This is a genomic window from Paenibacillus sp. MER 99-2, assembly GCF_023714095.1.
GTDB lineage: Bacteria > Bacillota > Bacilli > Paenibacillales > Paenibacillaceae > Paenibacillus.
This window is the reverse complement of the sequence record NZ_JAMAUZ010000001.1, coordinates 1,424,731-1,447,599: the sequence shown is the minus strand read 5'-3', so window position 1 is coordinate 1,447,599 and position 22,869 is coordinate 1,424,731. Positions and strand designations below refer to the sequence as shown.

Genomic DNA, 22,869 nt, shown 5'->3' with positions numbered 1-22,869 from the left:
TACAGCAGCTCATCGATGCAGCCATTTTCATTTCGGTGTAGCTATGTTCCAATCTAGACCTTGCAGTAAGATGGTATACCCTGATTCAGGAACATTAAATTCCACTTGCTGTTCCCGGTAAGAAACAACAACTTGACATGGCTGGTCTGCTTGTATTCTGGCATGTACCAGTTTTCCATGTTCCCATTCCAGATCAACTTCGAATCCGCCCCTCGCTCGCAGGCCGCGAATCGAACCTTTTGACCAAGCGTCAGGGAGAGCAGGCAATAATCGCAGGCCTCCGCCATGACTCTGGAGAAGCATCTCTGCTATACCAGCGGTGCCTCCAAAATTCCCGTCAATTTGAAACGGAGGATGATTACAGAACAGATTGGGTAACGTCGATGAACGGAGCAGTTCCAGCACATTATCATGAGCCAGTTCTGCCTGCTCTAGTCTTGCCCACATATTCAGAATCCAGGCTCTGCTCCAGCCCGTATGCCCACCGCCATGCTCCAGCCTGCGATCTAACGTTATCCGAGCAGCTTTGGCTAATTCCGGTGTAGCTCCAGGCGTAATCTGTGACCCAGGATGGAGGGCGAACAAATGAGATATGTGCCTGTGACCCGGCTCCACTTCGTCATAATCCAAGCTCCACTCCTGGATCTGCCCATGTTTACCGATTGCGATCTCTGGAATTCGAGTTAACGCTACTTGCAGCGTTTCACCAAATTCATGATCTTCCTGCAAAATCCGTGTACTTGTAATGCAATGTGTAAACAGCTCTCGAATGATCTGATTGTCCATGGAGGCACCGTAGCATAACGCTCCCGATTCTCCACTTGCTAACACATAGCGATTCTCGGGTGAAGATGATGGGCAGATTACCAACTGTCCACTTGGATCTTCCACGAGGTAATCCAGAATGAACTGTGCCGCATCCTTCATTACTGGGTACACCTGTTGCAGAAATTTCTTGTCGCCTGTGTAATCGTAGTGATCCCATAGATGTAATGATAACCAAGCTCCCCCCATCGTCCAGAACGTAGAAGTCACGCATACATCCTGGGGTGCGGTGTCTGCCCAGATATCCGAATTGTGATGAGCCACGAACCCTTCGCATCCATACATCATTTTAGCGGTTTCCTTGCCCCGAACATGCAACCTTTCAATAAAGTCGAACAACGGGGTATGGCACTCAGAGAGATTGCAGCTCTCCGCAGGCCAGTAGTTCATTTGTGTATTAATATTTATCGTATATTTACTATCCCAGATCGGCAGCATGTCTTGGTTCCATATCCCCTGTAGATTGGTTGGTAACGAACCCGGCCGACTGCTGGAGATAAGCAGGTATCGACCGAATTGAAAATATAGACTCACCAGCTCAGGGTCGTCTCCCCCTGTTCTAAGTTGTTCCAACCGCTGATTCATTGGAAGTGTGGCAGAGGTCGAGTTATCTCCCTCACCTGCAAGGTTGATATCCATCCGTTTGAATAACAATTGATAATCCTTAACATGGTCTAAGCGCAACTGGTCATATGATTTGGCCGTGGCTGCATCTAGTCTGCGAATACACTCGTCTGCCAGTTCTTCCTTCGTAAAGCGAAAGTCTGTGCAGGCTGCGATTAGAACGGTTGCCGCGGTTGCATTGGTGAGAGAAAGCTGGCCGCTCGCATATTGAACCTGTCCACCCACCGGCACGATCCGAATGGCACAGCAGAATCGCACACCGTCTTCCCCGCCACTTCTACCGCGGATGACTACATCTTGACTACCAAACTGTTCAATTCGATCCAGATACGCCTGAAAACCAACGGGATGTCTCAACGTATCCGACCATTGGTTTGGCTTCAGCACTGTTCCTCTACCGAACAAGGTGGAGAAAGCTAGTTCACCCGGGACACTTGAGGTTAGTCGGATAGCCATGACCTGATCAGGAAAACTTGCAAAGTATTCACGCCGATGTTTCACCTCACCAGCCGAGTATTCAACGCATACCGTACCTTGGTCAAGATCAAGATGCCTTTCATAATGAGACGCCTCAGCCTCGCCATGGTTCATTGCGATGTATAGATCGCCTAATGGCTCATAATGCCGCTGTCCATCAGGTACACCTACCAAAGCAACCGCTGCGAGTTCCTCTGCTTTACGCATCTCCCCAGCAAAAACGAGACTTCGTATCTTTTCCAGTGATTCAAGGGTTAGCGGATTGTTCCGCTCCATGGGTCCACCATACCATAGGCTATCTTCGTTTAACTGAACCCGTTCCATATGTGTCTTCCCAAAAACCATTCCACCCAAGGTACCGTTTCCTATAGGGAAAGCCTCTTCCCATATATCAGCAGGTTGATCAAACCAGACTTTGTTCGAATTCATCTCATACCTCCAAAGGAACTCAAGAATATATACGTTTCTTTCATTACTGTTTCAGTGTATTCCTACCAGTAGTTGAACGAAATGAAGAAAACGAACATAAAGATGTACGATCCTAACCCGTTTAGCTGAAAAACAACATTACCTCTTAATCTGCATTGCGTAATCCCAGTAATCGCCAACCAGTCCCTCAATGACAGATCCGCTCGCCCATGGCATCAGGCAAAACCAAGTGCTGGCAGGCGAGCCGTCCGCGTATTTCTCCGTAACCAGTCCTTGCGAGTGACAGAAGCGCTCGGACATCCAGCCTTTTTTGCCATATCCGTATTCTCCATCATGCCGATTATAAGTCTGACATCCCCAACCAACCGTATCCATCATCCGTTGGTGCACATAGCCATCTTCACGCTGCTGAACATAATACAAAAGCTCATCCACCAGATTGCTGGACATCGGATGAATGTGAGGATTGGCTACCGAAGTCACACTTCCACCCGAACTAGACCATCCCAATGTACTAAGTGGTGGAATCTGGACAGGTGAGTTATAACTAAACTTGAAGCTGAACTCATAGCTGATTGCATCTCTCATATGATCAAGGAATTGTGGGTCTCCAGTTAATGCATGCAGGTAACGAACAGCCTTGATATAAGCCAGAATACCTTCTGAATCAACTGACTTATCTGCATCCAGTGGAGCACCGTAACATTCCATATGTTTCACATAGGTATCGTAATAATGGGCTTCGCTCCGTTTAAGTTCTTCCAAGTAAGATACATCTTCAGTTATCCAGCTATAATACGACATAGCAGCGAGACACCAGGCACCACTAAACGCATCATATTCCAGCCCTGCTCCTGTCCGTTCTGACAAAATTGTAGGATACTCACCATCCGTATTCTTCGTACGCTCTAGACGATCTAGTACCTGTTTCACATAAACAAGCCAATCCTCATGTCTATGGTTACGAAGGCGCTTTTCGTAATCGTAACATTTGAGAATGTAGAACATTGCCTGTGCTACGAGATATGAAGAATGTCCTGGAGTTCGCATCCCATCGAACCACCATCCCTTTATGCTCCATACGCCGTCCTGATAGGCATCGTAAGGAAAGCCTGATTCGGGGTTCATGGCGTTATCCATAATATTCGTAATGCAGGACAACGCCTGTTGACGCATCAGCTCATCATCCTGCCGAAGTGCAGCCAGCAACATCGGTGTAGCGATTGTCATCCCATTAGTCCAACTAATCGAGATGATTTTGTTGTATCGGTAACCTCCAGTTTCAGCGTCTTCATATACGAAGGTGGAGTACTGACGATCCTCTGGAAGATAGGCGCATTCATAGATCGCATGGGATAAATCCGACACGGTTGTCTGCATGTCACTTCCTTCTCTCGGAGCTTCATGATAACGGTTGTAGATCGATTCCATCGCAACATTAATCCCTAGCTCAGATGACGCCTCGTAATGATATAACTCAAGAACACATTCCACCGACTCTCCTGCCAACAATTCAAAGCAATTCTCCTCCAAAGGAGCACGCTCATGAACAAGCCTTGATTTGATAAAGTGTAATGGGGCATTTTCATATCCTAACGTATATCCAATCCTGCCTTTGTCAATGGAGCATGTGAATCCACCGTACTGTACAAACATCCCTTTCTGCCCAGGGTACCACTGTTGCCTTTGACCACTTGAAGGATTTTTTATCCAATAAGGGCTTGCGCTGAGGCCAAATATCTGACCCTCATCATAGACAAGTGCAGCGGGATGGGATAGACGATCACTTCGAACCATCCACCATGAGGATGAAGGACGAGACGGATTACCTTCTCGAAGCCTCGGAAATTCATTTGGGACATTTTGCGGGGCTTCCCCACGATTACGACCATACATAAATGCAGGTAAAAAGAACCACGGTTGATGCTTTTTGAATGGCAACTCAACATGAATCACTCCTGACCAAGCCTTGCTTCCTTCATTGCTTATAAGGATATGCGCTTGCCAGGGATCTTCAGCCGTTCCCTTTCCACTAACTACGTCGATATCAGCTCTAAGCATATGCTTGTCCAGGGTTCTATACTCCGTATTTTCCTGTCTTCTGCTTCTTGCACTAATGATTAGTTCCATCATGTCCTCCAATCATGTCATTAGGTCTGAATTTTAGAAAACGCTTGCATATTTGAATTTTCAGTGCTAGGATGGTTACATTTTATAGGTTCAGGTTTGCATTTTCATTGCATACATCGCAATATTTATTGCGCCAAACGACAAGGAGGTTGTGTCATAGATGTCTGAATCCACGGAATACCTATACGATCCCATTCAGACGAATCTGTTATATTTACACCGCGTCACCACACATAATATGGGTACATTCTATCACCGACATAATGCATATGAGCTGTATGTGTTCCTTCGTGGCAACGTGAATTTCTACATTGAGAATCGCTGTTATCATCTTCAGCCCGGCGATCTGATTGTGCTAAACCTAGAGGAGATGCATCGCTCCTTCGCGCTCGACAAGAACGAATATGAACGAATTACTATTAATCTGAAGAAGCCCTATTTAAGCCGATTGTCCACAGCAACAACGAATCTATCTGCTTGCTTTGATTATCGTCCCAAGGGTAAAGGAAACATTGTACATTTGAAAAACGATGAGTTACAGCAGTTGCTGCAATTAACGAACAAGCTAGAACAGGCATTAGCTTCGGATGACTATGGTGCAGATATTATGGAAAATGTTTTGATTTCCCAACTGCTTCTAATGACTAATCGTGCCTTTCAACATACAGATTTTGTTCCAACGGACATCATGCCCGAATTGGTTCGAAGAACGATGGACTATATTGAGAGCAACCTGGCGGGAAAGCTTACACTCACACATTTGTCCGAGGCTCTATACACCAATAGCAGTTATATCAGTCGGCAGTTTAACAAGCATACGGGACTCACCATTCGAGCTTACATTCTCAGTCGGCGTATTGAGTTATCGAAATACTACTTAGGTGAAGGCATGAGTATCACAGAAGCATGTTATCAGTCCGGGTTTGGTGACTATGCCAATTTCATTCGCAGTTTCACTAAGCTGGTTGGGATCTCACCAGGTAGATATATCCGTAACGGGTGTAATACTGAACATTAAGGCTGGAGGTTCAACTGGTGAAATCAAAAAAACATCCCCTTGAGTAGGCAAGAGCAAGCTCATCCAAAAATCAGATGCTCACTTCTTCCTGTCTACTATAAGGGGATGCTACGTGTATCTTTTCTAATTAGAACTTCTTCTGTAAAAGCTCAATATTATCTTCTAAGCTACTGTTCATGTCTACCCCAACCTTCTGGAGCTTTGTCTGATAATAAGTCTTCACATCTTCCCATTTATAATACGGGTAGGTCTTCGTTTCGATCGGGAAGGCAATTTCCTCTTCATTTCTCAGCATCTTCACCATGTAATCCTGGCCATTGGAATAGAGAATCCATTGAATATTGGCTCCCATCGGAGAAATCTCAGCCCCATTCCAGCTCTCTGCCACTTTCTCCGGGTTGTCTACACTTACATTCGCCCCTTTAATGTCCAAGAATGAAGATAAAGGAATGATGGTTTCAGCGTGTGCAAAACGAAAAATTCCCGCCGTATCCTTTTGTTTAATGGACTGTTCAGTAGAGGCAAGCAGCTCTTTCACGAGTGGTGCAGCAATATCCTGCGGTAGATCCGTTGAAGTTAGAGACGGTCCTTTCTCATAAAAGTCTTGAATGCTATCCAAGCTTTCATACCATTTCAATTGGTTGGTTGTGAAGTACCTTCCGAATTCCAGGTTTCCTTCTTCCTTCAGGTTCGATGAGATAATATACAATTCATATAGATTGGAAGCTGCTTCGGTTGGATTGCTCAGCTTCACTTTTCCTTTCTCGTCCTTCAATTGGAACTCTCCCGCATCTAACCTCTGATAGAAACGATCAGAGAACAAGGGTGACAGTAGTTCCTTAGCATACGTTGTTCCTTTTTCCTGTGTAGCATAATTTTCGTACAGCTCAACCCATGCTCCATCTTCGGCATATTCAGTGTACTTCGTCGCCAGATCGTATGGACGCAGATATGGGTCACTTCCTTCTTCAAAAGCTGAAGAAACAATATCTACCTTCTTGTTGCCTAGGCTCTCTTCCAGACCTTCAATAAATTGATCTCTGCTCTGCGGAGTTCGATCCTTGAAGGTTGCTTGTGCGATGACCTTTTTATCATCTGTGAATATATCTTTGAAATTTTGACCGAGTCTTGATCCGATGCCTTTCAATTCTTCCCCGCCAGAGATCGACAGTAAACCATAGTTATCCTTCTCGATATCCATAAGCTTGGCGATTTCTTTTTTGAGTTCTTTGCCCAGATTCGTGATCTGCCCATCCTTCTCAGCGATGCTAAGCAGTTCATACAGCGTCTTATCATACTTGGAACTGGAAAGATGTCTCGAACCATGTCTTCCTACAAAATTAATAAAGACCGGCTCATATCCGGCTGGCGCCGCGGTATAACTTGTTGTATTTTCAAAAGGATACGGTGTTTTCGTACCGCGATAACCTTGTTTATCATTGATTTTCTGTCCGACGAATACGGATTGTGTGCTATCGTCCCAGTCTACCTCCTGACCTAGCGCTTCCCCAATCACACGTGCGGGCACATAAGTGATTCCATTGTAGACAAATGGCTCACCCTCCATCTTCTGACCATTCACAACTACATTTACGGGTTGCTGTGATACTTCGATCGTGCGCTTGGAACCTGCGCCATACACGTCAAACACACCTATAGAGGTTAGCATGGTAAGCGAAACTACTGAAATTCCGATTTTTTTAATGTTCATTTTCGTTGATTTTCTCCTTCATCTACAGATGGTAGTCGTATTTTTTGCTCATCATACTATAGGTGAATAGTATTTATTCTATATCTTTCCTTTGTTAATCTTATGTAAAATTATTAATAACGAACGTGTGTGTCTCCAATTAAGGGATACAATCCGTAAGAAGTTAACAAAATAAGTTGTTTAATCAACTCATGTTTATTATTATAATAAAGAGCAATCCACACAAACCGTGGTTACAAGGACTTGGATTTTGTTGATATTGGGATTATGCAGATGGAAATGCACCTTTATTTATATAATGAAAGATTGGTGGAGTACCCGATGGCAAAGTTAGATCGAAGAATTGCAAAAACGCAAGAAGCACTGCGAAGAGCTGTCGTTGAATTAATGAACCAAAAGAGTTTTGATGAGATTACCATTCAAGACATTGCGGATCAGGCAGATCTGAATCGCGGTACAATTTATCTACATTACAAAGACAAATATGACCTATTAGACAAAATGATTGAGTCCCACATGGAGGAATTGGGGGAATTGGACGAATGGGCTTGCAAATTGGATTGGAACAATGGCCTTGTCCCGTTTTTCGAATATTTCGAGAAGAATCATCTGTTCTTTGCAACTATGTTAGCTAGTAAAGGGGCTCCGTCTTTCCGCGCTCGGCTACTGGAGTATGTGATGGCAGGGTTCAGCGGAGAAATTGACAGAGATAGCGGGAAAAATAAAGACCTTAATGAAGATGTCATGTTGCAATATGCCGGAACAGCTTATGTAGGAATCGTTGAATGGTGGATTAGTAACGGGATGCCGTATCCACCTGAGATCATGGCTAAGCAAGTTGGCGTGTTATTGGAACGAAGCCTGTAATTGAGCTACGGGAAGCAGGGCACTTCCCCCTACAACGGTCTATAGATTTTTTTCGTACAATACAAATGAAGAAAGCCCCGGAAATAACTCGCCTCGTGACGGATTATATCTGGGGCTTTCTCTCATTGTATTAGTAATCTTATCCAATAAAGTTATTATTCAGATCGTTTAATGAGCCACGAATAACAGAAAATCCAGTAGGTCTAATAATTTCTAGGCTGATCTCACTCCAACGTTCCTGAGGAATTTCGGTAAAGGAGAATACATGCCTCTGACCTGGTGCTAACTCAGGAATTACTTTGACAATCCGTTCACCGTGCGCGTCATTCAACTCCAACGTATATCCAGACACCCGATGACAGGGAATATCATTACGTACCTCGACGGTTATGACTAAACTGCCCAGCTCTGAATTAACGCTTACAGTGACTGGTGATGCGAATTGACGCAATACTTCGTAAGAGGGTTTAGGCATGCCGTTAAGATTCATCGATCCATGTACACGTTGGCGAAGCCTACCCTCACCTTCCTCGCCCATTTGAGTCCGATAATCGTTCAGACTGAAATAAATGAGTGCGGCGATCTCTGGATGCTTACGATATTCCATCGTGTTCTCCACTAAAATCTGTGTACGCCTCTCGTCTCCACCTTCAAAAGCAGGTTCACATAGTCCATATTCAGCTACAACTAAAGGTTTATTAGGTATGCCTTTTGTTATACTTCTAATGACTTCTGGGCGATTCAGATCACCATGCCATGTACCGATATAATCATTCCACATGATCAAATCTCCTGCACCCGTTGTATCCTGAGCGGGATCTTCATGGACAGTATTCGATACATAGTTGATAAATCTCGTGTTATCAAGCTCATGTACTTGAGACTTCAGCTTCTCAAAATATAGATTTGTCATTTCAGACTGACCGTTCAGCTCATTGCCAAGTCCCCATGCGTAAATGCAAGCATGATTGTAATGACGATGAAGCATCTCTTCCGCATGCTGCAACGAAATGTTCAACCATTCATCTCCCGGTTCATTTGGTGTCTGCCAGTGCGGAATCTCCTCTTGTACGAGTAAGCCATGTTGATCACACCAGTCCAGCAGCTTGCTATCTTGTTGCCAGTGAAAACGGGTGATGACACAGTTCGCATGTTTAATATGGTGAAGCATCTCAGCGAGCTGCTCAGATGTCTCGGCCATCCCATGCTCCGGATTCGACCCAGGCATCCACTCAACACCGAAGAGTCGCACAGGCTCGCGGTTAAGCAATAATGTCCTATCATCAGAGCGAATTTCTCTAAAGCCTACTGTTGTGGATACCTCATCCGAGAGAACGCCATCCACGTATATGGCAAGATGAACCGTATATAAGTGAGGATGGTCAAAGTGCCACAGCTTCAGCTGGTCTACCCTGAAATCACGAAAGCGTAAAGCTCCCTCCGTTTCAGCTAGCTTCCATTCCTGTGATGCTACGGCTCCTTCTTCATTGGATAGGGTTACTTTCAACTGCAAAGTCTTGATATCTGCCTCAGAGCCGAGCTCCCACAACCGAATTTCACCAGATAACAAACCATATGTAGCAGTCGTTCCAGACAGATCATCTTCAAAGAAAGGAACCGCCTGGAGCTTGGAATAGTCAATCGCCACTCGCCCACTAACGATCAGTGATACACCCCGAATAATGCCGCCATCGTCTGCCCAATCGAAGCTGTTTCCTAGTGGCAGTGCTGTCTGACTGTTCTCATTGTTGACAGAGACGACAATACGATTGTCTGCATCACAATTCATTAAATCGGAGATCTCGACAATAAAGGTAGTATATCCCGAATGTGCATGCTCTCCTGCTCGTTTTCCGTTTACCCACACTACTGCATCACGATAAACAGCATCAAACTGGAGACGAAGCAGTTTACCTTCCCAATCTGCGGGCACAAACAAGTTATAGCTATACCAGCCCGTGCCACGAAACTCCTCTAAGCCCTGCTGCACATTCCATGTATGGGGAATCTTAACGCTCTCGCCTGAAGTGAGGCCGTGTTCATACCATTTTAGTGACAGCCCTTCATTCCTGTGATCTGCCTGAAACAACCATGACTCTTCTAATGGAACTATTGTTCTCGCGCTCACTTGATCCCTCTCCCTACCATGTTGTTTAGTTCATGATATAAGAGTCATCGATGGATGACCATTCAATATCCTCTGAATGTCATGGACAATATTGTGAGTGAAAAACATTACGATTTTTCGATAGTTTATGTTGTGACCATAACAGCTTAATCTATTTCAAATTTTTATACGCCTCATCGGATACTGGCTCTAACCAATCGGTCTGACCTGGTGTTAGTGCCAGGTGCACAAACCAGCTATCACTTGTAGCACCATGCCAATGTTTAACGTTAGCTGGAATGTTAATAACGTCGCCAGCTTTGAGTAATTGTGCTTCCTTACCTTCTTCCTGATACCAGCCCTCTCCATCCGTTACAATCAACACTTGTCCTTCGTGATGTGCGTGCCAGTTGTTACGGGCTCCTGGAGCAAATGTTACATTTCCTATAGCTGTATTCAGCGGAATGGGGTCTGTAAACACCATTTGCAAAAATGCGTCACCGACAAAATTCTGCTCTACTTTTTGGCCACGGGGAAAAATGGCTCCGTTGCTTAAGTGTTCATTTTTCATCGTAAATCCCTGCTTTCATTTATTATTTCTCTGGTATGATTTCGTTAACACAGTTCAACGCATTGAGTGTTCTAGGGAAACCCATGTAAGGCAAACAATGAGTAATCGCGGTGATCATCGTTTCTTTATCATTGCCAACATTTAAATTACCTTGAACATGTGCTTTGACTTGGCTGTCAGCACCACCAAGTGCGCTTAATATACAAAGGGTAAGTAGTTCTCGGGTTTTCAGATCAAGGCCTCCACGGGTATAGAAGTCACCGAAACAAAATGCAGAAAGATAATCCTGTATATGCTTCTGATTAGCGGGTGCATTTTCCCGATTTTTCTCAATAACATCACCAAAAATTTCTTTTTGCACACGCAGTCCTTTGTCCAGACGCTCTTCTTCCTGAACACGTTTTTGACTTTCAAGAGGTAGCTCAATATTTCTTTCCTGGAAAACGGCATTAATTTCTGATATCGCATTTAAGGTTTTGGGGAATCCCAAGTATGGTGCACATTGGTATACCGCCTCTTTGATCTCTATAGGAGTCAGTCCTACGTTGAGCGCAGCATGAGCATGTCCCCTGAGTTGAGGGAAGGTTTGATTCGTTGTAAGTACAACCAAAGTAAGAAGCTCACGCAGCTTATTATCAATCTCCCCTTCATCAAATATTTCACCAAAAATAAAGCGGCTGAGTATGTCTTGAAAATCAGGATCAGTAGCATAGGCCGCAGGAATTCCATCACCAAACAACTTTTTAACCATTTCTTGACTCACGCCGATTCGGCTCATATTCAGTAAACCTCCTGTTTCAGTTTGCTCCATAAAATGAACATTAATTGATTAAACAACTATGGTCTATAATTATAGACTTAAATAAGCAAGGTACAATAATCATTTCATCGTGATGTGTGGATTACTCAACAATCATTTAGAATTTGCTTATTATTTCAGCGTTTTCTCTGAAAGGTATAGATTGAAATATATATTTTCACACTGACCACTTATCCAACACACTGGAATGTAATTCATTCTACATTGCTTCGAAAATAAAACGTTAACCTATTCTTCTCATATCATTGCCTAATCGTATTGGAACTATATTGAGAACTATGGAATGGTGGTTCGAAACGACATGCAACTAAAAAGAACAAGCCTTATAATACGGCTTGTTCTCTAGTTCAGATTTCTATGGATTTTCACTTCATTTATAAGTTACGAGCAGGAGAAAAATGAACTCCTGTTATTGTTGAATCAACTGTGGATAGAGGGCAGAAACACCACCCGCCAGACCTTGCTGCACATTTCGACTTACCTCATCAGCGATAATCTCATAAAGCCCAGATTGTATTCCGTCAATTGCAATCTTGGCAATATCGGTTGGATTGGATTTCGGCGCTTCAATACCTGCTGTCATGTCCGTGTCCATGTACGCGACGTGTAATCCCGCAACCCTTACGTTTTTGGCAGCTAACTCTAATCGTAACGCGTTCGTTAATCCCCATTGCGCAGATTTTGCAGTCGAATATGCACCTGAATTACCCGTATTGATCCAAGACAAGGCAGACAAGATATTTAGGATTGAACCTCCCCCATTGTTTTCAATTACCGGTGCAAAAGCGCGAATCATCGATAGCGTTCCGAATACATGCGTGTTAAATTCCAAATGAATATCGTGAAGCTCACCTGTAAGCAAAGAAGCTCCTGTAGAAGAACCAGCATTGTTAACAAGCAACGTTGCATCCACTGCGATTTCAGCCGCAGCCTTCACGGATTCTGGATCGGTGATATCAAGTTGCAGTGGAATTGCTCCCGGTAAATGAATGGATTCAGGATTTCTTGCTCCAGCGTACACTTTGGCTCCTCTAGCAAGAAGTTCAAGTGCTAATTCCTTGCCTAACCCCCGATTCGCACCACTTACTACAGCAACTTGTTTAGTCATATCCATCTGGCATTACTCCCTTATTGTTATGTTTTTTAATTGAGAACGATCGTTCTAATTATGATAAAAAAAACAGTTAGATGTGATCTAACTTGAATGTAGTATATCAATTGTAGAACGATCAGTAAAGTATTATTTTCACTCCTCTTCATTTACATCGCGATTTCGTTAATACGTTATGGACTGCACCAATAATCAATGCATCAATCTAGAAAAAGATTAATTGACACATTGACTATGCGGTTTAATTTTTCTTTGTCTGTTGAGGTTCTTGCCATAGCTCTTATGCCAACGGAGATGTTGTGAAGATACTCTGCTGTTTCCTTAGGGTCTAACTTAGAAGAAAATTCTCCCTCTTGCTGTCCCCATTCAATAATCCGTTGAAACATCTGCTCTACCGAATTAAAGGACTCAAGTGATCTGTTATCCACTTCGTTATCATGCGATGCCAGCTCTACTGCCGCATTTACGATTAAACAACCTGTAGGCATGGCTTCCGTTTCAGCGATCATATAATCAAAAATACTATGCAATGCTTCCACTGCAGTCTTGGACGCTTTGACTTCCGCAAGTAGTGCTGCATTGACCTTATCAGCATAGCGATCCATAGCTCGTAGAAAGAGTGAATGCTTATCTTCAAATGTATCGTAAATACTTCTACGATGAATTCCCATATGTTCAACCAAGTCACTCATAGAAGTTTTCTCGTATCCTTGCTTCCAGAAGATATCCATCGCTTTATCTAATACTTCGTTAACTTCGAATTCTTTACTTCTAGCCATTGCTGCTTCCCTCCCCAACATAATATAACACAATGGGAACGATCAGTAAAATTAACCGACTTTGATATGCTTATACTATGTTTCTGCAATCTGTATGTATCACCAAGAGTGCCAACGTTTATAACAACATTGGCACTCCGGCTACAATTAAACTAGTCGTTAAAGCTGCTTCACTTGTCCGCTCTGTGCAAACTATAACTTTATTTCTACATTTCGACTTGGATCAGTGTATTTATATATACCAGGATTTAATTCTAGTGTAGCATCCGTTGGTATATCACGATAGGTATCTATATTTACTCCCGTAGATTCCATACCTTTGGGAGTAATCTCGGGAACAATTTCTTTACCGTTAATACGTATCGTAGTTTGGTTAACTCCCCTGAAATCAGGCGATGTTGAAGAAGACTCCACCATCAAGCTTTGCCCGTCCATGTAATACGCAAACTGAATTTCTAACCCATCCACCTGAAGTTTTGTATGCTGCTTTTCTGTTGTTGGCCTATGAAGTGTAACCCAGTTCCTCGTCGTATCCCGTTTCTCCACTACAGCATCTTGCAATATCATTTTCATAGGCACACCAGACCAGTCTTTATACCACACCGGAGATTCAAACTGAAAATAATGCTGATAGCCTTCAACCTGGTCTCCTTTCAAATATCGCCCACCCGTAATCTTCTGATCTGCAATGAGTAACTCTGTTGTATTGTAGTGAACGATACCTTTCGTCAGCGAATCTTCCTTGTTGATCCGAACTTGAATATCTAATGGAGTAATGGCTAGTTGATCGATGCTAACACCTGTTCTTTCTTGAAATTCCGTACTCGTGATCAATGATTTAGAATACATGGCTTCACTCGCTTTTTTTCCATCTGCTTTAAAATCAAACGTCCATGTACCCTCGATTTTCTTCGCCTCTTCAATATAATTCAAATGAAGATTCGCATTCTTCCATTCAGTCTCGGACATGTTGAATACCTGTTCAATTAACAAGTCTGACCCTTCGTTGGGTAGAACCGTGGGAATGGCATTCCATTCTGCATCTTGATAATGCATTATGATATGAGGATTTCCACGTCCTGAATCTGTCGGTGATGCCGCCACTTTGTAACGAACAATCGTTTGATCTCCAACATGTCGAACCGATTGCATATGAATTGTGGGATACTGTGCAACTCCGGTAACGATCATCTCATCAGTTTCATGTTTGGATGCCAAAGGAATATCTATATCACGGTACAAAATTAGATTTTGCGCTTCAAAGGTATACTTTTTGGCGTCATCCTTCAGCGTATCAGGTGTTTCATAGACTCCCAGGAGCTTCTGGCTATCAGAATCATAGCCCAAATAACCTTTCACTTTTGCTGTTCCAGCAGGCCCAAACAAGGTATTGGTCTCTGTAGCAAACCCAGTGTATTGCGTTAGATCTGTTGCAGTACTTAGAGAGATTAGCATTTTCATCTTTTCTCCGTCGGTCACCACACCATTTAAATTCATCGTCACCCCTGCATTGGAGGATTGCAGATTATACTGTTGCCCAATACCATTTTGCAATGCATTCGCGATGTTCTGACCTCCAATCCGATCCCAATCAATCGTGACACTGGCAAATACAGGGATGGCAACGAGTAAGAAACAAGAGAATGCGATCCCAACGGGGATAGCCTTAATTCGATATAACATCCCGCTTCGTGAAGATTGCGTTTTGGCTTTACGCTGATGCACTTCCTTTTCTATGGCTGACCACATGACATCATAATCTGGCTGAGGAGTATTTTTATCTTTTTTAATATGCTGATTCACTACTTCTCATCTCCTTTAGTTGGGGTTCCACCATTTTATTAAGAAGTTTTAGCCCTTTGTTTAATCTCGACTTTGCCGTTCCTTCAGGGATATTCATCACTTTAGAAATCTCCGGTATGGTCAGCTCGTTGATGAACCGCAGCACAATGACCATTCTGATTTTGTCTGGAAGCTCGCTATAGAACCCTTCTAGTTCTTCTTTTGTTTCCCGGTGGGTTAGACGTTTTTCTACAGGATTATCATCCTGAGATTTGGATAACAAATAGTGGCGCACTTCTTTCATCCAGCCTGTTTTGCGCCTTCTAATGACACTGTTGCACTCATTCGAAGCAATTCTTAATATCCAAGACTTCATGTTCCTTACCTTCGTTCTGTCAGCCATGATCACTTTCACAAATACTTCTTGGCATAGATCCTCCGCGTCTGCCTTATTTTTCATCATATAGTAGCAAAAATAATATACATCCTCTCGATACAGCTCAAAAATTTGTCGGTCAGTCATTCTGCACCCCCTTTGTGGTTGTCAGTAATAAGACTAATAAGGCTATGTAATCGTTCATTTTGTGGAAATCACAAGAAAAAAAGCCGCTAAATTAGCGACTTTGAGATGATCAAATGCTTCTTGGTATTAAAAATGCCTTCCCTGTTTGTTCAAAACCAAGTCGTGGATAATATTCCATCGCCGTTGGTGCAGAGAGCAACAGTAATGCTACCTCTTCACCTAGATGGCTGCGTACACGTTCGATAAGCTGTCTTCCAATGCCGTTTCTCTGATACTCCTTACTCACCGCGAGATCTGATAGATAACAACAATACGCAAAATCCGTAATCGCTCTCGCAAGTCCAATTAATTGGTCATCATGCCAAGCAGAGACTGTAAGCGATGCGTTCTCAATCATTCGTTGAATTCGATCCCGATCATCTACAGGACGTTTAATTCCTGAGCTTCTAAATACATTTTGGACATCTTCAGTCTTAAGATCTGCATTCATTTTATACACAATCTCCATTGGATGCACCCCACATTTTTAATATACATCGAACATATTAGAAAAGTGGTATCGTGTGAAGATCCAATTTGCATGAAATGAACTAGTCCAATATTAGGTCGTATCTGAAAACTCGCTGAAGTGCATCTTTTACCCCTTTTCGCCCCCTGCTGCGTCACTTTCCCTTGACGTGCCCCGGCACGCGTGCGGAAAACTTCCTGGCTTGGAACGAAAAATCGGCAAAATTTGCGTCCTTCGGAGTTTTCAGACACTCCCAGTCGTCTTAACAAAATTATGCTCCAAAAGCCTCTAACAAACGAGTAACCTCCACGGCAGTAATCGGGATCACTCCACCATGGCGTTTATGCGTCTTCCCTAGGTCATAAGCATCCTTATCCACCACCCGGAATTCTCCACTGTCCAAATCAGAAGTTAATAGAGGTAGGTATCCGTCACCCTTTGCGAATTGATCCACGATCAAACACCATTCATTGCGGTCATTCATCTTATAGATCTGAGGCCCTTCTACGCCAGGAATCGCTTCCAAAATAGGAGCAGATAGCGGAATGAAAGCATCCTTATCCAAAGAAGTACCTTTCTCTACCCGAATATTTTTTGTCGTTTCATCTTTGGTATAGCGGTAGTAGCTCCCATTATGCGCGATAATGGTTGTATCAATAATGTGGTTCTCTCGCTCAATATATAACTCCGCAGGAGTAAAGCTACGGAAGTCCTTGGTTCGTGAACTATAAATTTTCTGTTTACGTTCTGTTTCAGAAGTATCAGAAGACCCTCTCGTTGCTGAAGCCCAAAATACTAGAAATTCATCTGTCGCCTCATCATAGATGGCTTCTGGTGCCCATACACAGCCCGCATCGGATACGCCAACGGTAACTGCCCGAGGTGATGACCAATGCACTAAATCCTCAGATTCCCATACAATAATGTCTTTGCTTCCTTCATTTACTGCTGCATCCCAGCCTTTACCGCTTGCAATCCGGAGATCGGTAGCAATCAGATAAAAGCGGTTATCCTTAGGAGAACGAATGACAAATGGGTCCCGAACTCCTTTTTCCCCAATCGCTGATCGCAAAACCGGTAAACCTTGATTCAAATCTTGCCAATGCAGCCCATCCTCACTGTAGGAGAAGTAGACCTGTTCACCATCCGCACTTTCCCCAATAAAATGAACTAGAAGATAACCCGTATAAGGTACATGTTGTACTGTCACAATGTAACACTCCTTCTAATATCTAATAGAGGTACTTAATCCCGTTAAGCTTAAGCGTCCTGTCAGTTGCAACCTTCAGCGTATAAAGCGTGCTTTGGAACAACCTATGGTAAGGACTATATACATCTTAAATGATTAGTACGGGTTAAATAAATAGTTTTAATCCATTATCAGCTTGTTTAGAGCGAATGATTATCACAACACCTTTATTGAAGCAGGTTTACGAACCTCTTACTAATCGTATGATTGATATCTTTGGGAACGGGTTGTAATCCAGGCTGTAGGGATTCAACATCTGTCAGGATACGATATGCTGCATGCGAGATCAGCCCAAAGCCCATATCCATAATTTCAATTGGGTTACCATCAGCCCCTGCCAAGTTCAGCGGGTTAGCCTGGTGCAGGAGATAGATGCTTTTATCAGCATACGTGATTCGTTCAATACCTTCTTTGACGACTTCAACAGACTGCGAAGCTTTCTTCAATTCTTCAACATTGATTTCGAATCCGTAATGCCCCGAGTTAGCAAGAATAACCTTTTCTTTGAACAAAGGAATATGCTGCTCCGTAATGACATTAAAGGTTCCCGTTACCGTGACGATTACATCAGCTTCAGGGATCAATTCGTGCAATTCGCCGACCAGATGCCCGTCTGTTTTGGCATTCAACAATTGAATCGGGTTAACGTCATACACGAGTGTCGTAGCCCCCAAACCACGGAACTTCTTCGCTACACCGCTTCCACAATAACCATACCCAACCACGAGAACCTTTTTGCCACCTACGAGAAGACTTGTTGTTCGCATGAAGCCATCCACAACAGACTGTCCAACCCCAAGCGCATTTTCAAAAACCTGCTTCAAGGGTGAATCATCAATTACAATGACAGGGTATTCAGGTTGGACACCCTTTTTCTCGATTAACAGCTTGCCTGTGCGCGTCTCTTCATTGGCACCAATCGGGTTCCATCCCGGCTGTAATTCATGGTGAGCAAGAATCAAGCTTGCCCCATTATCCAAGAAGAGATCAATCTGGTTAGCCATCACCATCTTAAGATAACGTTTGTGATCGTCATATTGATCCGCTTCCTTGGCTAGAACCGTCACATTAGGAAGTGAGGCCAAATATGCTGCAGTATCCTTTTTCGTTGTACCTAGACATCCGACCAAGTAAATGTGTGCGGCTCCACCAGCTAGAAGTCCCTCGATCCAGAATCCCGTTTTGGGCTCTATATGCATACTGATTGCAATGGTTTTACCTTGGAGCACCTGCTCCTCTTGGAACCAATCATTAAGCTCCGCCACAATCGGCATCCTCTCTCTAAACCAATGCATCCGAGATGCCCCAGCGCTAGCCAAACTTGGATCATCAATAATACTATTCAATAACGGCCCCCCTCGTTAATTACATGTTGTGTTGTAATTCGAGGTAAGTATAATATGATACAAGGTCAAGCAATAAGGACAAAAGTCCGCTTTTTTGGGGGCTCTTTTTTTAAATCGTTGTGCAAAAGGAGACTTAACTGTATGCCCACTAAGGTTAACCCGGATATCTCGGCCGCCGTTATGAAAGCAAATCTACACCAGATCATTACAGATGAAGCTATAGCTAATTTGCAAGTGAGAACATACGCAAAAAACGAGACGGTTGTCGTCTCGGGGGATGAGCTAGCATTTTTCTATATTATTATTGAAGGCAGAGTGGCAATTCATAACTATTCCGAGCAGGGGAATGTAGCTGTTGTGGATTATGTAGAGCAAAACGGAGTATTAGGTGATATGGAATTTTTCAATCATTGCAATTACCTTCACACGGCTGTGGCTGTTGTACCAACAACCATATTACTCATTCCACTAGAAGTGGTACACTCTCATCTAACAACATCCGTCCCTTTTCTCATGCGCATGTGTTCGATACTCACGGAGAAATTGATGAAATCTTCAGTAAAGAATGCACGATCACTGCTGTATCCAGCCAAAAATAAACTGTGCAAAACGATTGTACAAACCTCAGAGAAATTCGAATCCGCAACGATTCCTTTTGTGATGAAAGATATGTCCAGCATGATGGGCATCTCCGACCGCCATATTAGAAGATTGCTCAGTGAACTAGTGGAGGAGAAAATTATCCTACGACAGAACAAAACAATCCAGATTATGGATATGAAACAATTACAGCGATATTCGACTGATTTTTAAAAGGTTCCCCGATCAACATTCTTCTTCCGAGGTAGACACTCTGTAGATGATAATATCCAATCCAGTGTCGGTCGCTTTCCCCTCACCAACGAGAATATCGCTATTCAGAAAGGATAGTGCTGTACTGTTCGTAATGATTGTAGGCGAAGTGCGAAACAATGAAGATTTCAACTTTTTATTGATATTTCCGTTATTCTCGATATAAATCTCACAGCTTTGTCCAGTAAAATCCTCACCTTGGAGCATGTATCTTGCCGACAGACTGTGTCGATCTCCGCCCTTCCCAATGACCTGTGTATCCACGCCACCATTAAGCACGATGCCTTCAAAATATTTGCCCGTTACATCTCCTGTGAACGTAATCATAACAACAGAATCATCCTCGGTATTGCGTAATTCGACCGTTTCTAAGATCTTCACATGAACCGTAAACACTTCTTCTAATTCCATAGTTTCACCCCTCTACTGCATCCTATCATACCCTCTGCGGCAAAATAAAGGAAAGAGCCGCTATCTAGTAGCGGCTTCTTACACTCTATAGTGATTGGCTATTAATCCATATGAGATCCGCCGTTGATATCAATTTCCTCGCCAGTAATGTAGGAAGCTTCACTAGAAGCTAAGAAAGCAATGGCTGAAGCAATCTCTTCCGTTTCACCCGGGCGTCCCATAGGAATGCCTGCAATTACGCCATCCGCAGTTTGCTGATCTAGAGATTTCCAGATGTCCGTGTTCACTAGGCCTGGTGCGATACAGTTAACCGTAATACCATCTGTCGCAACTTCTCGTGCGAGGTTTTTGGAGAAACCAAGAACAGCTGCCTTCGATGCAGAATAGTGCGCTCCACCAAAGACACCGCCGCCCCGTTTAGCAGATACAGACGATAGGCTAATGATTCGACCATAATTTTGTTTCTTCATTGGTTCAAGCACGGCTTGAGTGCAGAGAAAGAGTCCGAACATGTTTACGTTGAATACACGAGTTACATCTTCTAATGTCATTTCTGCTACAGTTGCCTTCTGGGATATGCCTGCATTATTCACCAAAATATCGATTCTTCCGTACGCTTGCAGTACCTTCTCCACCATGGCCTGGTTTGATTCTTGACTGGTAACGTTAAGCTCAACCCCGATGGCTTCCCCGCCTTCTGCACGAATAGCATCAACGGTTTCTTGAATTCCTTCTTGGTTGATATCAGCAATAACGAGCTTTGCCCCCTGCTTGGCTAATGTTAGTGCAATCGTTCGTCCAATTCCTCGTTTAGATCCACTTCCTGTGACAATGGCTACTCTGTTGTTTAATTCAAACATGTTATACACTCCTTCAGATGGGTTGATTGCGATCATTAAGCAAAATTCTTTCTCAATGCTTATGGATTAAGCAGTTATTTTAATAGGGAATGTGCAGTCGCTACGATGTTATCTATCGTAATTCCGTTCATTTCTAGCAATTTTTCGTAGGGAGCAGATTCTCCGAATTTGTCTTGAACACCAATTCTGCGGACGATAGCTCCGCCTTCCTCGGCTACAACTTCACTCACTGCACTACCAAGACCATTCAGAATGTTATGATCCTCTACAGTGATGATCCGGCCTGTACTTAAGCAATCCACAACAGCCTCACGGTCAAGAGGTTTAATCGTATGGAAATCAAGTAATTTAACGGATATACCCTCGTTCTCCAACAATTCCGATGCTTTTAAGGCAAGGTGTAAAGTGTCCCCATTGGCGATGATGGCAATATCTTTGCCGTACTTCAGCTTTTTGGCTTTGCCGATCTCGAACTCCTCATCTTCTCCATATATGACCGGAACTGTATCACGGGTGAACCGAAGATATACTGGGCCATAATGTTCAGCAGCCTTAGCAACAAGCTTGCGCGTGGAATGATAGTCAGCAGCCATAATAACCGTCATATTGGGAACTGTGCGCAGTACACCCATATCTTCAATGGCCTGATGGCTTCCGCCGTCATTAGCCGGGGTAAGTCCACCATGGGAGCAAGCAATTTTTACATTTAAGTGAGGATAGCAAACTTCCTGACGAATCTGTTCGAGCATGCGAAGCGAACCAAAAACAGCATAGGTGCTGATAAAAGGTATTTTTCCCGTTGTTGCAAGTCCTGCGGCAAGCCCTGCTGCGTTCTGTTCGGCAATACCCACGTTGATATGCTGGTTCGGAAGCTGATTCGCAAACTCTGTTGTTTTACATGATTTACCGATATCAATATCAACGACATAAATGTCCTTATTCTTCTTGCCAAGCTCTACAATTTCGTGTCCAAAACCTTCGCGCGTCGCAATTTTTTTCTCCGTTACGTTATATGTGCTCATCATTTCAGACCTCCCGCAATTTCTTCCAAAGCCTGTAGATATTCCGCTTCCTTCGGAGCAACCCCGTGCCAGTTACATACATCCTCCATAAATGAAACCCCTCTGCCCTTAACGGTATTGCATACGATGCAGATTGGCTTCCCGTGTTGAATATTACGGATTTCATCCAATGTATCTACGATCTGTTGCATGTCATGACCGTCTATTCTTCGGGTATCGAAGCCAAAAGCTTTAAATTTCAGCTCCAAATCCAAGTTTGGCATGATCTCATCACAGGTACCGTCAATTTGCAGGTTGTTATCATCCACAAACACAATTAGATTATCGAGTTGATATTTGTTTGCCGTTTGAGCAGCTTCCCAGATCTGACCTTCCTGACATTCACCATCCCCCAACATCGCGAATACTCGGTATGACTTGTCGTCCCTTTTACCTGCAATCGCCATGCCTACGGCACAAGAGAGCCCTTGACCGAGTGAACCTGTTGAGATGTCGATTCCCGGACATTTTTTCATATCAGGATGTCCTTGAAATGGAGAACCGTACTGTCTTAGCGTGTGTACCTTCTCCATTGGAACAAATCCCCGGTGAAGCAGTGCAGCGTACTGAATCGGGCATACATGTCCTTTGGATAATACGAAGCGATCGCGGTCTTCCCATTTCGGATTAGCTGGGTCAATGTTCATTTCCTTGAAATACAAAGCTGTAACGATATCTGCTGCAGATAGTGAACCACCTGGATGACCGGACTGTGCTTCATAGATCATCGTGATCGCTGTTTGTCTCAATTCGATTGCCTTTTGCTTGAGTTCTTCAACGCTGGACTTGGTCATTATGCTCACCTCAT

General features: G+C 43.5%; 20 protein-coding genes. 3 read left to right on the top strand and 17 right to left on the bottom strand.

What is annotated here, in order from left to right:
- Positions 1–27: 27 nt before the first annotated feature.
- Both M3636_RS06550 and M3636_RS06545 read right to left on the bottom strand, forming a co-directional pair.
- Positions 28–2,355, bottom strand: coding sequence for a glycosyl hydrolase family 95 catalytic domain-containing protein (locus M3636_RS06550; protein ID WP_251381641.1), 2,328 nt, complete (start codon positions 2,353–2,355; stop codon positions 28–30).
- 138 nt (positions 2,356–2,493) lie between these two features.
- Positions 2,494–4,488 carry a hypothetical protein gene (locus tag M3636_RS06545; RefSeq protein WP_251381639.1) on the bottom strand — a complete coding sequence of 665 codons (1,995 nt, stop codon included), beginning with the start codon at positions 4,486–4,488 and terminating at the stop codon, positions 2,494–2,496.
- Between the two features lie 157 nt (positions 4,489–4,645).
- Between M3636_RS06545 and M3636_RS06540 the strand changes: the two genes are divergently transcribed.
- On the top strand, positions 4,646–5,503 hold the full coding sequence (locus M3636_RS06540) for an AraC family transcriptional regulator (protein WP_128101874.1): 858 nt from the start codon (positions 4,646–4,648) through the stop codon (positions 5,501–5,503).
- Between the two features lie 127 nt (positions 5,504–5,630).
- Here the strand turns inward: M3636_RS06540 and M3636_RS06535 are convergent, their stop codons facing one another.
- Positions 5,631–7,214: a histidine-type phosphatase gene (locus M3636_RS06535; protein ID WP_128101873.1), complete on the bottom strand. Its 1,584-nt coding sequence runs from the start codon at positions 7,212–7,214 to the stop codon at positions 5,631–5,633.
- 321 nt (positions 7,215–7,535) lie between these two features.
- Here M3636_RS06535 and M3636_RS06530 point away from each other — a divergent pair, with 321 nt between their 5' ends.
- Positions 7,536–8,081 (top strand): TetR/AcrR family transcriptional regulator, encoded by a 546-nt coding sequence (locus tag M3636_RS06530; protein WP_145407540.1) that lies wholly within the window; start codon positions 7,536–7,538, stop codon positions 8,079–8,081.
- 139 nt (positions 8,082–8,220) lie between these two features.
- Here the strand turns inward: M3636_RS06530 and M3636_RS29710 are convergent, their stop codons facing one another.
- The 10 genes from M3636_RS29710 to M3636_RS06480 all read right to left on the bottom strand — a co-directional run bounded on the left by M3636_RS29710 (position 8,221) and on the right by M3636_RS06480 (position 18,877).
- A complete protein-coding gene (locus tag M3636_RS29710) occupies positions 8,221–10,209 on the bottom strand; it encodes a glycoside hydrolase family 2 protein (RefSeq protein WP_251381637.1) in 1,989 nt (662 codons plus the stop codon).
- Between the two features lie 151 nt (positions 10,210–10,360).
- Positions 10,361–10,759 (bottom strand): cupin domain-containing protein, encoded by a 399-nt coding sequence (locus tag M3636_RS06520; RefSeq protein WP_251381636.1) that lies wholly within the window; start codon positions 10,757–10,759, stop codon positions 10,361–10,363.
- Positions 10,760–10,781: 22 nt separating this feature from the next.
- Positions 10,782–11,537 carry a carboxymuconolactone decarboxylase family protein gene (locus M3636_RS06515; RefSeq protein WP_251381634.1) on the bottom strand — a complete coding sequence of 252 codons (756 nt, stop codon included), beginning with the start codon at positions 11,535–11,537 and terminating at the stop codon, positions 10,782–10,784.
- Between the two features lie 451 nt (positions 11,538–11,988).
- Positions 11,989–12,693, bottom strand: coding sequence for an SDR family oxidoreductase (locus M3636_RS06510; protein WP_251381633.1), 705 nt, complete (start codon positions 12,691–12,693; stop codon positions 11,989–11,991).
- Positions 12,694–12,890: 197 nt separating this feature from the next.
- Positions 12,891–13,469 (bottom strand): TetR/AcrR family transcriptional regulator, encoded by a 579-nt coding sequence (locus M3636_RS06505; RefSeq protein WP_145407535.1) that lies wholly within the window; start codon positions 13,467–13,469, stop codon positions 12,891–12,893.
- A 192-nt stretch (positions 13,470–13,661) separates the two neighbouring features.
- Positions 13,662–15,272, bottom strand: coding sequence for a DUF4179 domain-containing protein (locus tag M3636_RS06500; protein WP_251381631.1), 1,611 nt, complete (start codon positions 15,270–15,272; stop codon positions 13,662–13,664).
- Positions 15,256–15,774: an RNA polymerase sigma factor gene (locus M3636_RS06495; RefSeq protein ID WP_251381629.1), complete on the bottom strand. Its 519-nt coding sequence runs from the start codon at positions 15,772–15,774 to the stop codon at positions 15,256–15,258. The genes M3636_RS06500 and M3636_RS06495 overlap by 17 nt, the downstream gene beginning before the upstream one ends.
- 109 nt (positions 15,775–15,883) lie before the next feature.
- Entirely contained in the window at positions 15,884–16,282 is a 399-nt protein-coding gene (locus M3636_RS06490; protein ID WP_251381627.1) for a GNAT family N-acetyltransferase, read from the bottom strand.
- A 271-nt stretch (positions 16,283–16,553) separates the two neighbouring features.
- Positions 16,554–17,492 carry a glycoside hydrolase family 43 protein gene (locus M3636_RS06485; protein ID WP_251381625.1) on the bottom strand — a complete coding sequence of 313 codons (939 nt, stop codon included), beginning with the start codon at positions 17,490–17,492 and terminating at the stop codon, positions 16,554–16,556.
- Between the two features lie 206 nt (positions 17,493–17,698).
- Positions 17,699–18,877: an adenosylhomocysteinase gene (locus tag M3636_RS06480; RefSeq protein WP_251381623.1), complete on the bottom strand. Its 1,179-nt coding sequence runs from the start codon at positions 18,875–18,877 to the stop codon at positions 17,699–17,701.
- A gap of 141 nt (positions 18,878–19,018) precedes the next feature.
- On the opposite strand from M3636_RS06480, the gene M3636_RS06475 reads away from it, so the two are divergent.
- Positions 19,019–19,690: a Crp/Fnr family transcriptional regulator gene (locus tag M3636_RS06475; protein WP_251381620.1), complete on the top strand. Its 672-nt coding sequence runs from the start codon at positions 19,019–19,021 to the stop codon at positions 19,688–19,690.
- 12 nt (positions 19,691–19,702) lie between these two features.
- On the opposite strand, the gene M3636_RS06470 is transcribed toward M3636_RS06475, so the two are convergent.
- The 4 genes from M3636_RS06470 to M3636_RS06455 all read right to left on the bottom strand — a co-directional run bounded on the left by M3636_RS06470 (position 19,703) and on the right by M3636_RS06455 (position 22,855).
- A complete protein-coding gene (locus M3636_RS06470; protein WP_251381618.1) occupies positions 19,703–20,140 on the bottom strand; it encodes a DUF3237 family protein in 438 nt (145 codons plus the stop codon).
- 101 nt (positions 20,141–20,241) lie between these two features.
- Positions 20,242–21,000: an SDR family NAD(P)-dependent oxidoreductase gene (locus M3636_RS06465; RefSeq protein WP_128101860.1), complete on the bottom strand. Its 759-nt coding sequence runs from the start codon at positions 20,998–21,000 to the stop codon at positions 20,242–20,244.
- 74 nt (positions 21,001–21,074) lie between these two features.
- On the bottom strand, positions 21,075–22,025 hold the full coding sequence (locus M3636_RS06460) for a transketolase family protein (RefSeq protein WP_251381616.1): 951 nt from the start codon (positions 22,023–22,025) through the stop codon (positions 21,075–21,077).
- Positions 22,022–22,855 (bottom strand): transketolase, encoded by an 834-nt coding sequence (locus M3636_RS06455; RefSeq protein ID WP_251381615.1) that lies wholly within the window; start codon positions 22,853–22,855, stop codon positions 22,022–22,024. The genes M3636_RS06460 and M3636_RS06455 overlap by 4 nt, the downstream gene beginning before the upstream one ends.
- Positions 22,856–22,869: the final 14 nt, after the last annotated feature.